Source organism: Gordonia sp. GN26 (assembly GCF_054823965.1).
This window is the reverse complement of the sequence record NZ_JSYC01000018.1, coordinates 1-14,845: the sequence shown is the minus strand read 5'-3', so window position 1 is coordinate 14,845 and position 14,845 is coordinate 1. Positions and strand designations below refer to the sequence as shown.

Here is a 14,845-nt window from a genome sequence, read left to right as displayed (position 1 = left end):
CGGGGTCGATGGTGCCGAACTCGAAAGCCATGAAAACACCATACGAAAGGGGTCTGACAAAACCTGTCGGCACTACTCCCGCGGATCGTCAGGCGCGAGAACTACTTTCGGTAGTAGACGCTGGGTCAGCGATGGTGGATTGCGCGTCGCGCGATCTCGATGGCCGTCGGGCTCATTGTCAACCCTCGGAATCCCCGTTCCGGGGGCGAGACGGCTTCGAAGAACTCGTAGATTCCGTTGTCGAGGTCATAAAGGTCGTACTTCTGGATCGGGCGCCCGTCCGTGCCCTGCCAGCGATACGCGGTGAGCAGCGCGCCGATCGTCTCGAGTGGCATCTCGTCGCCGGGTTCGGAGGCCGCGGCGAAGAAGAGCATCAGCAGGCTCGCGTCCTCGGTGAACCGATCCATCTTCTGGTTCAGCAGCCGATCGGCGAGATGATCGGCCAGTGCCTGCGGATCGTCGGCGAGCCTCTTGCCGACTCGCGTCGGCAAGAGGTGGCCTTTGTGCTTGCGTAACAACCCCATCCGAAGCAGGGACTCACGAAAAAGCAGCACCGGCGCGCTCTGGACTTCTCGATTCTTGGCACCGAAGAAGTACTTCATGGTCGGCAACACCTTCGACGCCGCGACCACGTCGGCCGGCTTCAGGTAGCCGGCGGAGGTGAGCGTGAAGCCTTCATCACGTGCTCGGCGCAGGAACCACAGGTAGGGGAGCAGGTCGGCTTCGAGCTGGTCGCCCGTCGCAATGGTCGATGAGGCCAACCGCGTTGCGCTCGCCGTCAGGGCTCCGGACCCGTCGAGCGGTTGAACCCGGTACAGCAGGTCGCCGAGCCGTGCATCGACTCCGGTATCGACAAGCGAGAGAACGGGATCGCTGAGTGCGGCGTTCACCTCGTCGATGTCGAAATGTGCGGGGTCGTCGACAACCCCGGCGAGTGACTCCGCGTCGGTGATCCCGCCGCAGTCCTCCGGCGGTGCAGCTCGCCGACCGTCGACGCAGCGGGCCCACGGTGTGTCCTCCGACATCTCGTGGACGCTTTCGACCTGCAGGGTCAATTCCCAGCTGTCGCCGTAGTCGTAGACGTAGCGCAGGACGTCGCCTTGATCGTGGAGCGTCTCGTCGAGCCGGACCTCGGCGACCGGTGTGCCCACCTCCTCGCCTTCCTGCGCGTCGAACGGGCAGAGGAACAGTTCACTCCTGCGGTCGAATGGGCTGCCGCCCAGGGCAAACCGATAGAGGTGGTAGTCCAGCCAACCGAACGCCGCTTGGATGATCCGGTGCAGGTCCTCCAGGGAGACATCCGAGCGGACGTCGAGGCGGCGCCAGATGGGAGGTCGCGCGTCGTCGAGATCCACGCGGATGCGGAACACGACGGTCTCGGCGAGCGGTTCCTTGCGGTGACGAATCGACGGTGGCCGCTCGAACCTGTCCGCGGCAGTTCTGCTGAGCTGGTTCAGCAGCGCGGGCAGTTCGTTCGGTTGCAGGCCCGAGAGCATCGACTCGAACTGGCGACGCAGTTCGTCGGCATCGGGCGATTCGTGGCCAGGATCGTGCATGCTGCCCAGCGTAGGGCAGACCCCAGTTCCCGCGGTGTCCATTTCCCTCCCGCTTATTGAGCTCAATAAGCGGGAGGGAAACGGGTGGGCGGGAGGGGGACCGCCTCTGAGGGGAAGTGTCATGCGTACGCCGCCCGGAACGTGAGCCGGGCGTTCTGGGCCTTGGCGGCGTCGCGGAAGTTCTTCATGGCGCGTTCCATGTGGAAGCCGTTGGTGACGATGAGCGCGCCGGAGGCGCCCATGCCCTTGAGTATCCGCACGGTGTTCTGGGCGTTCTGCACGGTCGAGGTGGAGGCGCCCTCGTTGACCATCTGCCACATGGGGATTCCGCGGCGGATCAGGCCGAGGTTCATGAACTGGGCCTCGGTGATCGGCAGCCAATGGGTGTCGCCCCCGGAGACGATGACGCGGTTGAACGGGTGTTGCTTGGCCAGCTTGGCGGCGACGTTGAGCCGCTGGGTCATGATCTGAGGGGTCTGCCCGAACTGGCCGAACTTCGCACCCAGGACGACGATGTAGCGGGCTGCCGGGTTCTCCCACAGGAACACACTGTTCGGCGTGCCCAATTCGGAGCTGCCGAAGTCGACGCTGCCGAAATCCAAACTGGTGGCGGCTGATTCGATCTTCGCAGTGCTCGTGTCCCCGGTGGTGGTGACGGCGACACCGGCCATCGTCACCGCCGCGGCGACGGCGATCGCGGGCATCATTCTTCTCAGACGCATGCCCTCGGAGTGTACGGATGAGCACGGCCGTGCAGGTTTCAACCCGATAACATCTGCATCACCAGTCACATACGTAACAGAGCAAATCGGCGTCGAACGACCGTTGGACCGCCAGGTCGCTCGGGGTCAGGTGAGCGCGATGTACTTCACCGAGAGGTATTCGTCGATGCCCTCGATGCCGCCTTCGCGGCCGATGCCGGACTGCTTGATCCCGCCGAATGGTGCTGCTGCGTCGGAGATCACGCCGCGGTTCACCCCGACCATGCCCGAGTCGAGGCGGCTCGCGACGCGCATGCAGCGTTCCAGGTCGCGGCTGTAGAAGTATGCGGCCAGGCCGTACTCGGTGGAGTTCGCGGCGGCGATGGCGTCGTCCTCGGCGTCGAAGGTGCTGATCACCGCGACCGGACCGAAGATCTCCTCGCGGGTGACCGGGGCATACGGGTCGACGTTGTCGAGAACCGTTGCCGGGTAGAAGAATCCACGACCTTCGGGGCGTTCACCGCCGAGTCGCAGTCGCGCGCCGTCGCTCACGGCCTGCTCGACGGCATCTGCGACCTTGTCCCGCTGATCGGCGTTGACCAGCGGCCCGAGGGTCACGCCGTCCTTGTAGCCCGGTCCCATCACGACGTCGGACATCTTCTCCACCAGCTTGGTGGTGAACTCCTCGGCCACGCCCGATTGCACGAGGAAACGATTGGCCGCGGTGCAGGCCTCGCCGCCGTTGCGCATCTTGGCCGCGAAGGCGCCCTCGACCGCGGCGTCGACGTCGGCGTCGTCGAAGACCAGGAACGGGGCGTTGCCGCCGAGTTCCATCGACGTGCGCTGCACGCGTTCGGCGGCCTGACCCAGCAGGTTGCGACCGACCGGTGTCGAGCCGGTGAAGCTGATCTTGCGAATCCGGTCGTCGGTGATCAGCGCAGTCGACACCTCACCGCTCGAACTGGTGGGCAACACCGACAGCACTCCGGGTGGCAGCCCCGCCTCGGCGAAGGCCTCGGCCAGCGCCAACATCGTCAGCGGTGTCTCCCGCGGTGGTTTGACGATCATGACGTTGCCGGCGGCCAGCGCCGGCGCGATCTTGCGCGTACCCATCGCGAGCGGGAAGTTCCAGGGCGTGATCGCCAGGCACGGGCCGACGGGTTGATGGGCGACGAGAATTCGTCCGTTACCCGCGGGGGCCTGGGTGAAGCGGCCGCCGATGCGGACCGCCTCCTCGGCGAACCAGCGCAGGAACTCGTTGCCGTATTTGGTCTCCGCGCGGCTGTCGGGGAGTGCGCGGCCGAGTTCGAGCGTCATCAGAAGCGCGATGTCGTCGGCACGGTCGGTGAGCAACTCGAAGGTCCGACGCAGGATCTCGCCGCGTTCGCGGGCGGGAGTCGCGGCCCACTCCTCGGACATGGCGACCGCGTGGTCGAGCGCGGAGCGGGCGTCGGCGACCCCCGCGTCGGCAACCGAGGTCAGCGACTCTTCCGTGGCCGGGTCGTACACCTCGAAGGTGGAGCCGTCGGCGGCCGGCGTCGAACGGCCGTTGATCCACAGGCCGGTCGGGACCCCGTCGAGAACCGCCTGGGGGTCGATCACATCCCTGCCACTGACATCGCTGGAGCTCATGCGGTCTCACATCCTCGTCTGTTCGGGTTGCAGCCTCGGCATTCACACGCCGTTTTCAACGCTACCGGCCGGAGAGGTGGTTGCCGACCGCCTTCGCGCGGACGCACGATGACTGTGTGGACGTACAGAACCGATGCCGGTGGCCCAGCGCAGCGCTACGCGGTCTCGGGTTGCTCGCGGTGGCCGCGACCCTCGCGACGGGATGCTCGACCGACGACGCCGCGGGCAGCACCACCACCGCGTCGACCCCAGCCGCCACGCAGGACGAGGACCGCACCGAGTACGTCAACCTCGGCGACAGCTTCAGCGCGGGGACCGGCGTCCAACCGCTGGTGGAGGACTCGCCGATCCTGTGTCTGCGCTCGTCGAAGAACTTCGCGCACATCGTCGCCGCGGATGAGGGCTTCGCGCTCACCGATGTCAGCTGCGGTGGGGCCGAGACCGCGGATTTCCGGAAGGCGCAGCACCAGGGGGTGCCGCCGCAGCTCGACGCCGTGACCACGGACGCCGACGTCGTGACCGTGATGATCGGCGGCAACGACAAGGAGACCTACGGGCGGACCATCGAGTTGTGCAGTCGCGCCGCGGACACCGATCCGCTCGGCTCGCCGTGCACCGACCGGTACGGACGGTCCCTGATCGAGCCGGTGGCCACCGATATCTACCCGGCGATCCGTGAGGCGTTGCGCGATGTGAAGGCCAAGGCGCCGGACGCGAAGGTGCTGCTCGTCGGCTATCCATGGCTGATGCCGCCGACCGTCGGCTGCTACCCCGAGATGAAGCTCGCCGTCGGCGACGTCCCGATGATCCGTGACCTCCAGACGTCGCTCAACGACTACGGCCGACGCGCCGCCGAAGACGAAGGGGTCCGGTTCGTCGACATGCTGCCGGCCTCGGTCGGGCATGACGCCTGCGCCGGACCACAGCGGTGGATCGAACCGATGACCGCGCAGGGGCCCGCCCGCGTCCACCCGAACGAACGGGGCCAGGAGGCCATCGCCGAACAGGTCCGCAAGGCGCTCGCGAACTGATCGCCTTCGCGCCCGTCTGACACCCTCGGGTGACCCGGAGCACCCTCTCACCAGCGGCGATTTGGGTCACTCGGTGCCATTTGGAACACTGTAGGCCGTGACCCCTTCCGTTGACGGCCCCATCGTCGAGCATTCCGACAACTCCGCCGCGCTGTTCGCCCGCGCCGCTCAGGCCATCCCGGGTGGCGTCAACTCTCCGGTCCGCGCGTTCTCCGCGGTCGGCGGGACCCCGCGCTTCATCTCCAGCGCCCAGGGCTGCCGCCTGACCGACGCCGACGGCAACACCTACGTCGACCTCGTCAGCTCGTGGGGCCCGATGATCCTCGGCCACGCGCATCCGGCCGTCGTCGACGCCGTGCAGCGCGCCGCGACCAGTGGCCTGTCGTTCGGTGCACCCACCGAACCCGAGATCGAACTGGCCGAGGAGATCATCGGCCGCGTCGACCCGGTTCAGCGTGTGCGCCTGGTGAATTCGGGTACCGAGGCCACCATGTCGGCGATCCGCCTCGCCCGCGGCTTCACCGGCCGTTCCAAGGTCATCAAGTTCGCCGGCTGCTACCACGGTCACGTCGATGCCTTGCTTGCCGCAGCCGGATCGGGTTTGGCGACGCTCGGTCTGCCGACGAGCCCCGGCGTCACCGGTGCGTCGGCCCACGACACCCTGGTCCTCCCGTACAACGACCTCGAGGCCGTCGGGAAGGCGTTCGCCGAGCACGGCGACGACATCGCCGCGGTCATCACCGAGGCCGCCGCCGGCAACATGGGCGCCATCGCCCCGGTCGACGGCTTCAACGCCGGTCTCCGCGAGATCACCCGCCGTCACGGCGCGCTGCTGATCATGGACGAGGTCATGACGGGTTTCCGCGTGAGCCCGAGCGGCTGGTACGGCCTCGAAGGTGTCGCGGGCGACCTCTACACCTTCGGCAAGGTCATGAGCGGCGGCCTGCCCGCCGCGGCCTTCGGTGGTCGCGCCGACGTCATGGAACGCCTCGCACCGACCGGCCCGGTCTACCAGGCGGGCACCCTGTCGGGGAACCCCGTCGCGGTGGCCGCCGGCCTGGCGACCCTGCGCAACGCCGACCACGAGGTCTACAACAAGCTCGACGCCAACGCCGACCGTCTCGCCGGCCTGCTCACCGAGGCGCTCACCGCCGCCGGTGTCGGCCATCGGGTGCAGAAGGCGGGCAACCTGCTCAGTGTGTTCTTCACTACCGCCCCGGAGATCCCGGTCTTCGACTACGCGGGAGTGAACGCCACCGAGACCTGGCGATTCGCCCCGTTCTTCCACGCTCTGCTCGAACGTGGCGTGTACGCCCCGCCGAGTGCCTTCGAGGCGTGGTTTGTGTCCGCCGCACTCGACGAGGATGCTTTCTCGCAGATCGCCGACGCGCTGCCCGCGGCAGCGCAGGCAGCCGCTACCGCAGCCACCCCGGGGGACAACGCCTGATGCACACGATCGTCCATATGATGCGCCACGGAGAGGTCGACAACCCGGAGGGCATCCTCTACGGTCGCCTCCCCGGTTTCCGGCTCTCCGGCACCGGCCGTTCGCAGGCGCAGACGGTCGCCGACGCCCTCGCCGACCACGACGTCAAGGCCGTCTTCGCCTCGCCGCTGCAGCGCGCGCAGGAGACCGCGACCCCGATCGCGGCGGCCCACGGCCTGTCCATCCAGACCAACGACGACCTCATCGAGGCCGACAACGTCTTCGAGGGCCTCAAGGTCTCCGTCGGCGACGGCGCGCTGAGCAAGCCGCGGCACTGGCCCAAGCTGCGTGACCCGTTCACCCCGTCGTGGGGCGAACCGTACATCCAGCTGGCGCATCGCATGCTGGCCGCGGCCAACAAGGCCCGCGACGCCGCCCGCGGCCACGAGGCCGTGTGCGTCAGCCACCAGCTGCCCGTCTACACGCTGCGTCGTTTCCTCGAAGGCCAGCGCCTCTGGCACGACCCGCGTCGGCGGCAGTGCTCGCTGGCCTCGCTGACCAGCCTCATCTACGACGACGACGCCCTCGTCGACATCATCTACTCCGAGCCGGCCGGTGCCTCCGACCCGCTGGCCACCGGTGCGTGAAGCCAGAGGTAGAGAAGTAGTGCGCAAGTTCCTCCTGCCGGCAGTGCTGTCGGCCCTGATCCTGCTGATCAGCGGCTGCAGCACCGGTGACGACGCGGTCGCGCAGGGGAACACCTTCCAGTTCGTCTCGCCCGGCGGGCAGACGGTCATCACCTACCAGCCGGCCGATCGCAAGCCGATCGCCGGCCTCGAGGGCGAGGACCTCGTCAGCGGTCAGCCGCTGTCGCTGTCCGATCCCCGGTTCGCCGACAAGGTCGTGGTCATCAACGTCTGGGGTTCGTGGTGCGGACCCTGCCGCGGTGAGGCCGACGACCTCGAGCGCGTCTACGAGGCCAACCGCGACGACGGCGTCGAGTTCCTGGGTATCAACCTGCGCGATGACCGGAATTCCGCGAAGGACTTCGTGATCGACCGCAACGTCGGGTTCCCGTCCATCTACGACTTCCCGGGCCTGTCCCTGGCGGCGCTGACCACCCCGACGTCGGTGGTCCCGACGACGATCGTCCTCGACCGTCAGCACCGGCCGGCCGCGGTCTTCCTGAAGGCCGTGTCCGACAAGGAACTCGACGAGGTCGTCAAGCGGGTCGCCGCGGAACCCACGGGCGCCGCCTGATGTCCGAACCCACCACGTCCGACCTGACGACGACGGTCCTCGCCTCGTCGATCGGCGACACCTTCGCCGAGACGGTGACCTCCGGACCGCTTCTGCTCGCCCTCGCGGCATGTCTGCTGGCCGGTCTGGTCTCGTTCGCGTCGCCGTGCGTGGTTCCGCTCGTCCCCGGTTATCTCTCGTATCTCGCGGGCCTCGTCGGCGCCGAGGCGCCCGCGGTGAAGGTGGGGGAGGGCGCCAAGAGCGGCCGGTCGCGTGTCGCCCTCGCCGCCGGTCTCTTCGTCCTCGGTTTCACCGTCGTCTTCGTCGCGGCCACCGCGACGGTCCTCGGCGTCACCAGCACCTTCGTCCTGAATCGGGAACTGCTGCAACGCATCGGCGGCGTGGTCACCATCGCGATGGGCCTGGTGTTCATCGGTCTGATCCCGGCTCTGCAGCGTGAGGTCCGCTTCGAGCCGGTGCGCGTCTCCAACATCGTCGGCGCCCCGCTCCTCGGCGCGGTCTTCGCACTCGGCTGGACGCCGTGCCTCGGGCCGACCCTGGCCTCGGTGATCGCGACCGTCAGCGGCACCGAGGGGGCGACCGCGGCCAAGGGCGTGACCCTGATCGTCGCCTACTGCCTGGGCCTCGGCCTGCCGTTCGTCGTGCTGGCGTTCTCCTCGGCGTGGGCGCTGCGCAGCCTCGGCTGGTTGCGACGGAACGCCCGCACCATCCAGGTCATCGGCGGCATCCTCCTCATCGGGGTGGGCGTCGCACTGCTGACCGGCTGGTGGGACCAGTTCATCGTGTGGGTCCAGGTCCACTTCGTCACCGACACCGAACTACCGATCTGAGCGTGTTGCCCTCATGACCGATGTCACCGACCGTCCCCAGGTGGACACCCCCGAACCCGGGACGCCCAAGGCGCACTGGGCCCGACGCCGGGTCCTCTGGCCGCTGCGCAACCTGTGGCGGTCCCTGACCTCGATGCGCACCGCGCTGCTGCTGCTCTTCCTGCTGGCGCTCGCCGCGATCCCCGGCGCGCTCCTGCCGCAGCGCGACCTCAACGAGACCAAGACGCTCGAATACATCTCCGAGCGCGGAACGCTCGGCACCTGGATGGACCGCCTGCAGCTGTTCGACGTCTTCTCCAGCGTCTGGTTCACCGCCATCTACGTGCTGCTGTTCGTCTCGCTCGTCGGCTGCCTGACGCCGCGCATGATCGAGCACTTCCACAGCCTGCGCGCCAAACCCGTTGCCACGCCACGCAATCTTTCGCGCCTGCCCCGGCACGTCACGCACACCGTCGACGGCACCCCCGACGAGATCGCCGACCGCATCAACGGCCGGCTGCGCGGCTGGCGGCGCGAGGTCGTCGTCCGCGAACCGTCCAAGACCTACCCCGACGGCTGCGTCGAGGTATCCGCGGAGAAGGGTTACCTGCGCGAGTTCGGCAACCTGGTCTTCCACTTCGCGCTGCTCGCTCTGCTGGTGTCGATCGCGGCGGGCAAGATGTTCGGCTACGAGGGCACGCGAATCCTCGTCGCCGACGGTGAGCAGGGCATGTGCAACACCTCGACCGCCGTCTACGACTCCTTCCGCGCCGGCAACCTCGTCGACGGTACCGACCTGTCGCCGTTCTGCTTCCGCGTCGACGACTTCTCGGCGACCTTCCTGCCCAGCGGCCAGCCGGACATGTACGACGCGACGATCCGCTACGCGGAGGGAACCAAGGTCGGCTCCCCGGACACCTGGAAGAGCACCTCGGTGCGCGTGAACGAACCGCTGCGCGTCGCCGGTGACCGCGTCTACGTGCTGGGCAACGGTTTCGCCCCGACGTTCACCGTCACCTTCCCGAACGGGGAGAAGCGCACCCAGACCACCCCGTTCGTCCCCGACGAACTGCAGACGATGTTGTCGTCGGGTGCGGTGCGCTACGACACCCCGGCCGGGCTGTACCCCGACGCCGACGAGCGCCGGAAGAACCAGATCGCACTCGAGGGCCTGTTCGCGCCGACCGCGCTCTACCACGGGACCCTGCTGACGTCGCTGTCGCCGGAACCCGACGACCCGGCCGTCGCGATCCGGGTCTACAAGGGCGACACCGGTCTCGACACCGGTAAACCGCAGAACGTCTACTCCCTTGACCAGGACCTCGTCGAGCAGGGCCGACTCCAGCGGCAGGCGCAGGTGAACCTGAGCGTCGGCCAGAGCCACACCATCGCCGACGGCACCACCGTCACCTTCGACGGCTACAAGCGGTGGGTGTCGGTGCAGGTCTCCCACGACCCGGCGCAGATCTGGGTGCTGGTCAGCGCGGTCGTGATGCTCGGCGGCCTGCTGGTCTCGCTGCTGATCCGCCGCCGTCGGATCTGGGCGCGGCTCGTCCCGGCGCCCGTCACGACGGGGCATGACGGCAGCCGGGACCCGGCCGGCCCGGAACCGCTCGATGGAAAACGACGTACTGTAGTAGAGATTGCCGGTCTGGCCCGTACCGATCAGGCCGGCTGGGGTGAAGGGTTCGAGGACCAGGCGGCGGCACTCGTCGCCGACGACCCGGACGCATCCACCTCGCGGCGCACGACCCGGCGACTCTAGACGCCGGCGAAAGGAACTCTGATGAACAACGGCACCGTCCAGGTGGACGAGACGCTGGCTCGCTACTCCGACCTGCTGTTCGGCACCGCGATGGCCGTGTACGTGGTCGCCGCGTTCCTGTTCTTCGGTGCGCTCGCGGCGGTCCGCGGCCGCAAGCTCGAGGAGCGCGAACTCGTCGCCGCCGGTGCCACGTCGGCCTCGGCCGGTTCCGACGATGTCCGCGTGCCGGGGCGCGTCGCAGGCCCGCAGAAGCGGACATTCGGGGACAAGCTCGGCAACATGGGCCTGCCGGTCGTGGTGGTCGGGCTCGTCGCGCACCTCGCGTCGATCGTGCTGCGCGCCATGGCGACCGACCGTGTGCCGTGGGGCAACATGTACGAGTTCGTCTCGATGACCTGTGCCGCCGGCGTGATCGCCGCGTTGGTCATCCTGCGCAAGCCCGAGCATCGTCCGCTGCTCTCGTTCGTGCTGCTGCCGGTCGTCCTGCTGATGTTCATCGCCGGCCGCTGGCTCTACACCCAGGCCGCTCCCGTTGTACCCGCCCTCAAGTCGTACTGGCTGGCCGTGCACGTCTCGATCATCTCGGTGTCGTCGGGCATCCTCATGGTCTCCGGCGTCGCCAGCATCCTGTACCTGATGAAGATGCGCTGGGCGTCGAACCCCGACGACGACGCGACCTCCACCGCTCGCCCGGGGATGGGTGGCGCACTGCGTCGCATCCTCGACCACATCCCGGCCGCCGAGAACCTGGACCGCCTCGCCTACAAGACCGTCGTCGTCGGCTTCCCGCTCTTCGGTCTCGGCGTGATCTGCGGTGCCATCTGGGCCGAGGCCGCGTGGGGCCGATTCTGGGGCTGGGACCCCAAGGAGACGGTGTCGTTCATCGCCTGGGTGATCTACGCGGCATACCTGCACGCCCGCGCCACCGCCGGATGGCGCAACACCGCCGCCGCCTGGATCAACGTCGCCGGCTTCGTGGCGATGCTGTTCAACCTGTTCATCATCAACCTGGTCGTCTCGGGCCTGCACTCGTACGCGGGTCTCTGACGCCGGGCCGGCTCAGAAGCCGGTCTCCGGGGCGTCTTCCCGACCGGGTGAGGGCTCCTCGGACCGCTTCGCCTGCGCCTGTGCCTTGACCAGCTTCAGCAGGTCGATGAGGGCGTCGATCGTCTCCGGGCAGAGGGCGCCGAGGTCGATGCCGGCCAGGTGGCTGCCGGTGACCTCGAGCATCTCGACATAGTTCTGCTGCTGTTTGACGCGCTCGAGATCCTCGTCGGGGTTGGAGAGGAAATAGGTGACGCTGACGTCGAAGGCTCGGGAGATGGCCTCGACGGTGCGGAACGAGGGTGTACGCGCCTTGCCGGTGCGGAGCTGCGAGATGTACGCGTCCGACAGCGAGTACCCCAACCGGTTCGCCTTCTCGGCGATCTTCTTACCGGTGTAGCGGACCCCGTTCTCGTCACGGCTGTGCTCGAAGAGGTGGCCGATCTTGTCGGCGAAACTCAGGTCGTCATCGGTCGACGCCCCGTGCGGAGATCGTCCCGGGTTCAACGGCGCCTTCTCTCGGATCTTCCAACGTGGAGTCGATGATGAGAAGGACATTACCCTACCCTCGGGTATGTTCCGGTGTGACTTCTGAACCGAGTCTCAGGTTTTCGTATACGACACGACCCGGGACTGGCGGAACCTCAGAGTTCGTCGGCCTCGCCACCCTTGGGCCCACGGGTGCGGTTGTCCAGGTCACGGAGGAAATCGGGGTCGTCATCGGGGCCCACCGGACCGCGTGAGCGGCGGCGACGGCCGCCGGGCGAGGGGGCGTCGCCGCCGCCGTCCGATTGCGGTCCGAATGCACGCCACATCAGGAAACCGATGGCGAGCAGACCGAGAACGGCGAACAGATAAGTCATGGCAACCTCCCGTCAACCAGCGTACGTCAGTTCGTCTGGCAGCCGGTTGAGGTCGCTCGATGGGCCGACCCGCCTAGTGGGTACGACGGTTCAGCAGCGCGACCACGTCTTCTTCGCGGAAGCGTCGATGGCCGCCCGGGGTGCGGATCGACCCGAGGATGCCGGAGCTGGCCCAGCGGGCGACGGTCTTGGGATTCACGTTGAACATTGCCGCCACCTGACCGGGGGTCAGGGTGTGCTGGCTGGCGAGTCCCGGGGTGATGTAGGTGGACGCGGTGGTTTCGATACTGGTCACGTTTCCCCCTGAAACGATGGTGCCCTGTCGGTGCGCCGCGGTTTGGCGAATCGGCCCGGCACTTGATGGACGCGTTCTACATGAATACACGCAAATCGCCCAGGTACTCGAACCTTCAGCGGCAGGTAAAGAGCGGGCAAAGGCCCACGACCTGCAGGTCCTTCGAAGGAGGCAAGTACCCTGAGAGGGTGAGTGAAGCGCATGACCCTGCCCCCGGTACACCTCCGCCCAGCGGCCGCCCCGCGACCCTGGCGCTCGCCTTGTTCGGCTACACCGTCGCGCGCATGCTGCTCGTCGTCGTCATCGCCGCCGTCATCCTGTTCGGCGGCAAGCTCGTGGGCGTCGACGTGCCGTTCCTCGTCGCCGCCGTCTTCGGCGTGCTGATCGCGCTCCCGCTGGGCATGTACCTGTTCAAGTCGCTCCGGCTGAAGGTCAACGGCGAGATCGCCGCGATCGAGGCCGATCGTCGGGCCCGCCACGACGACCTCCAGTCGCGCCTGCGCGGGGACAAGTGAGGTCGTTCCGGATGGGACGTCCCGCATGAGGCCGACGCGGGTCGTCGACCATCGGGAGGACCGTGCCTGGGCGCAGAACGCGGTACGTCTGATCGAGGCCGACGCCCGACGCAGTGCCGATACGCACCTGCTGCGCGTTCCGCTGCCCGCGTGGTCGCGGTGGTCCGGTCCCGACGGTGACGCCGGCGTCGACCTGTACCTGAAAGACGAGTCGACGCATCCGACCGGATCGCTCAAACACCGCCTGGCGCGGTCGTTGTTCCTCTACGCGATCTGCAACGGCTGGGTCACCGAGGGAACGCCCGTCATCGAGGCGTCGTCGGGTTCGACGGCCGTCAGCGAGGCCTACTTCGCCGAGCTCATCGGCGTGCCGTTCATCGCCGTGATGACGTCGAGTACGTCGCCGGCGAAGACCGCGCTGATCGAACGCCACGGCGGGCGTTGCCATTTCGTCGAACATCCCGGCGAGGTCTACACCGAGGCGTTGCGCCTCGAGGCCGAGCTGGGCGGCCACTTCATCGACCAGTTCACGATGGCCGAGCGGGCCACCGACTGGCGTGGCAACAACAACATCGCCGAGTCGATCTTCGCGCAGATGGCTGACGAGGAGCATCCGATCCCGACGTGGATCGTGGTGGGCGCAGGCACCGGTGGCACGTCGGCGACGCTCGGGCGTTACGTGCGGTACCGGCGGCACGACACCTGGCTCGCCGTCGTCGACCCGGAGAACTCGGTGTTCCTGCCGGCCTACGAGACCGCCGACGGAACGCTCACCGGTGAGGTCGGTTCGCGCATCGAGGGAATCGGCCGGCCGCGGGTCGAGCCGTCGTTCATCTCCCAGGTGATCGACCGGATGATCGGCGTTCCCGACGAGGCCTCGATCGCCACCACGCACCGGGTGTCGGAGATGCTGGGGCGCCGCGTCGGCGGGTCGACCGGCACCAACATGTGGGGTGCGTTCTCACTCGTCGCGGAAATGGTCGCCGATCGCCGGGCGGGCAGCATCGTGACGCTCCTGTGCGATCCGGGTGATCGCTACGCCAACACCTACTTCGACGAGAAGTGGATCGGCGCACAGTCTTTCGATCTGGCCCCGGCGAACGCGATCCTCGACGAGTTCCTCGCGACGGGACGCTGGACGGCTTGAGCCCCGGGTGGCACCGACCCGGTGGGCTACCATCCGGGGGGTGCCGACCGAAACCGTGCGTCCACTCGTCGAGGCCGTCGACCTGGTGCGTGAGTACCAGATGGGTGAGGAGCGCGTCCGCGCCCTCGACGGACTGAACCTGAACATCGACGGGGGACAGTTCGCGTCGATCGTCGGACCCTCCGGCGCCGGCAAGTCCACGCTGCTGCACATCCTCGGGGCCCTCGACACCCCGACATCCGGCCGGATCTCCATCGACGGAGTCGATCTCGGCGCGCTCGACGACGCTGCTGCGTCCGCCTTCCGGCGTCATCGCGTCGGCTTCGTCTTCCAGTTCTTCAATCTCGTCCCGACCATGTCGGCATGGGAGAACGTCGCGCTGCCACGGCTGCTCGACAACCAGTCACTGCGCAAGGCCAAGCCGCGCGCCGTCGAACTCCTCGAACAGGTCGGGCTCGGCGACCGCGTCGACCACCGGCCGTCGGAACTGTCCGGCGGACAGATGCAGCGCGTCGCCATCGCGCGCTCGCTCATCATGGACCCGACGATCCTGCTCGCCGACGAACCCACCGGCAACCTCGACTCCAGGACCGGGGAATCGGTGCTGGAGTTGCTCGCCGACGTCGCGCACGCCGCGCCCGATCGGCTGGTGGTGATGGTGACCCACGACCCCAAGGCGGCGGCGTTCGCCGACACCACGATCACGGTGCGCGACGGGAAGATCGCGGAGTGAGCGACACCCCGCCGGCTGAGCAGCCGACGAGCCGAGCAGGACGTGTCCCCCCGCCGGTTGAGCAGCCG

The 14,845-nt window shown here is 67.9% G+C and carries 16 protein-coding genes; 10 read left to right on the top strand and 6 right to left on the bottom strand.

Annotated features, from left to right (window positions below; genetic code table 11):
• Positions 1–125: 125 nt before the first annotated feature.
• The 3 genes from OK17_RS06930 to OK17_RS06920 form a co-directional block, all read right to left on the bottom strand.
• Entirely contained in the window at positions 126–1,556 is a 1,431-nt protein-coding gene (locus tag OK17_RS06930; protein WP_461417015.1) for a plasmid pRiA4b ORF-3 family protein, read from the bottom strand.
• A gap of 119 nt (positions 1,557–1,675) precedes the next feature.
• Positions 1,676–2,278, bottom strand: coding sequence for a YdcF family protein (locus OK17_RS06925; protein ID WP_461417014.1), 603 nt, complete (start codon positions 2,276–2,278; stop codon positions 1,676–1,678).
• Between the two features lie 126 nt (positions 2,279–2,404).
• Positions 2,405–3,889: an NAD-dependent succinate-semialdehyde dehydrogenase gene (locus OK17_RS06920; protein WP_461417013.1), complete on the bottom strand. Its 1,485-nt coding sequence runs from the start codon at positions 3,887–3,889 to the stop codon at positions 2,405–2,407.
• Positions 3,890–4,005: 116 nt separating this feature from the next.
• Between OK17_RS06920 and OK17_RS06915 the strand changes: the two genes are divergently transcribed.
• From OK17_RS06915 to ccsB, 7 genes are all read left to right on the top strand, one after another.
• On the top strand, positions 4,006–4,920 hold the full coding sequence (locus OK17_RS06915; RefSeq protein WP_461417012.1) for an SGNH/GDSL hydrolase family protein: 915 nt from the start codon (positions 4,006–4,008) through the stop codon (positions 4,918–4,920).
• Between the two features lie 97 nt (positions 4,921–5,017).
• The gene (hemL, locus tag OK17_RS06910; RefSeq protein WP_461417011.1) at positions 5,018–6,367 is read left to right on the top strand and encodes a glutamate-1-semialdehyde 2,1-aminomutase; all 1,350 of its coding nucleotides are present in this window, start codon (positions 5,018–5,020) and stop codon (positions 6,365–6,367) included.
• Positions 6,367–6,993, top strand: coding sequence for a histidine phosphatase family protein (locus tag OK17_RS06905; protein WP_006865272.1), 627 nt, complete (start codon positions 6,367–6,369; stop codon positions 6,991–6,993). Before hemL ends, OK17_RS06905 begins: the two co-directional genes overlap by 1 nt.
• A 19-nt stretch (positions 6,994–7,012) precedes the next feature.
• The gene (locus OK17_RS06900) at positions 7,013–7,606 is read left to right on the top strand and encodes a TlpA family protein disulfide reductase (protein WP_006865271.1); all 594 of its coding nucleotides are present in this window, start codon (positions 7,013–7,015) and stop codon (positions 7,604–7,606) included.
• Complete coding sequence (locus tag OK17_RS06895; protein WP_232718556.1) at positions 7,606–8,436, top strand: cytochrome c biogenesis CcdA family protein; 831 nt, start codon at positions 7,606–7,608, stop codon at positions 8,434–8,436. The genes OK17_RS06900 and OK17_RS06895 overlap by 1 nt, the downstream gene beginning before the upstream one ends.
• 13 nt (positions 8,437–8,449) lie before the next feature.
• Entirely contained in the window at positions 8,450–10,180 is a 1,731-nt protein-coding gene (gene resB, locus OK17_RS06890; protein ID WP_232718558.1) for a cytochrome c biogenesis protein ResB, read from the top strand.
• Positions 10,181–10,201: 21 nt separating this feature from the next.
• Entirely contained in the window at positions 10,202–11,227 is a 1,026-nt protein-coding gene (ccsB, locus tag OK17_RS06885) for a c-type cytochrome biogenesis protein CcsB (RefSeq protein ID WP_232718560.1), read from the top strand.
• A gap of 12 nt (positions 11,228–11,239) precedes the next feature.
• Here the strand turns inward: ccsB and OK17_RS06880 are convergent, their stop codons facing one another.
• From OK17_RS06880 to OK17_RS06870, 3 genes are all read right to left on the bottom strand, one after another.
• Complete coding sequence (locus OK17_RS06880) at positions 11,240–11,731, bottom strand: helix-turn-helix domain-containing protein (protein WP_232718613.1); 492 nt, start codon at positions 11,729–11,731, stop codon at positions 11,240–11,242.
• A 137-nt stretch (positions 11,732–11,868) separates the two neighbouring features.
• Positions 11,869–12,087 carry a hypothetical protein gene (locus OK17_RS06875; protein ID WP_006865266.1) on the bottom strand — a complete coding sequence of 73 codons (219 nt, stop codon included), beginning with the start codon at positions 12,085–12,087 and terminating at the stop codon, positions 11,869–11,871.
• A gap of 73 nt (positions 12,088–12,160) precedes the next feature.
• Positions 12,161–12,382, bottom strand: coding sequence for a BldC family transcriptional regulator (locus tag OK17_RS06870; RefSeq protein ID WP_006435233.1), 222 nt, complete (start codon positions 12,380–12,382; stop codon positions 12,161–12,163).
• Positions 12,383–12,570: 188 nt separating this feature from the next.
• On the opposite strand from OK17_RS06870, the gene OK17_RS06865 reads away from it, so the two are divergent.
• Genes OK17_RS06865 through OK17_RS06855 form a run of 3 tightly spaced genes read left to right on the top strand, consistent with a single transcriptional unit; the run spans position 12,571 to position 14,777 of the window.
• Complete coding sequence (locus tag OK17_RS06865) at positions 12,571–12,897, top strand: DUF4229 domain-containing protein (protein ID WP_006865265.1); 327 nt, start codon at positions 12,571–12,573, stop codon at positions 12,895–12,897.
• 25 nt (positions 12,898–12,922) lie between these two features.
• Positions 12,923–14,044 (top strand): L-cysteine desulfhydrase Cds1, encoded by a 1,122-nt coding sequence (gene cds1, locus OK17_RS06860; RefSeq protein WP_461417010.1) that lies wholly within the window; start codon positions 12,923–12,925, stop codon positions 14,042–14,044.
• Between the two features lie 40 nt (positions 14,045–14,084).
• Entirely contained in the window at positions 14,085–14,777 is a 693-nt protein-coding gene (locus tag OK17_RS06855; RefSeq protein WP_461417009.1) for an ABC transporter ATP-binding protein, read from the top strand.
• Positions 14,778–14,845 lie beyond the last annotated feature (68 nt).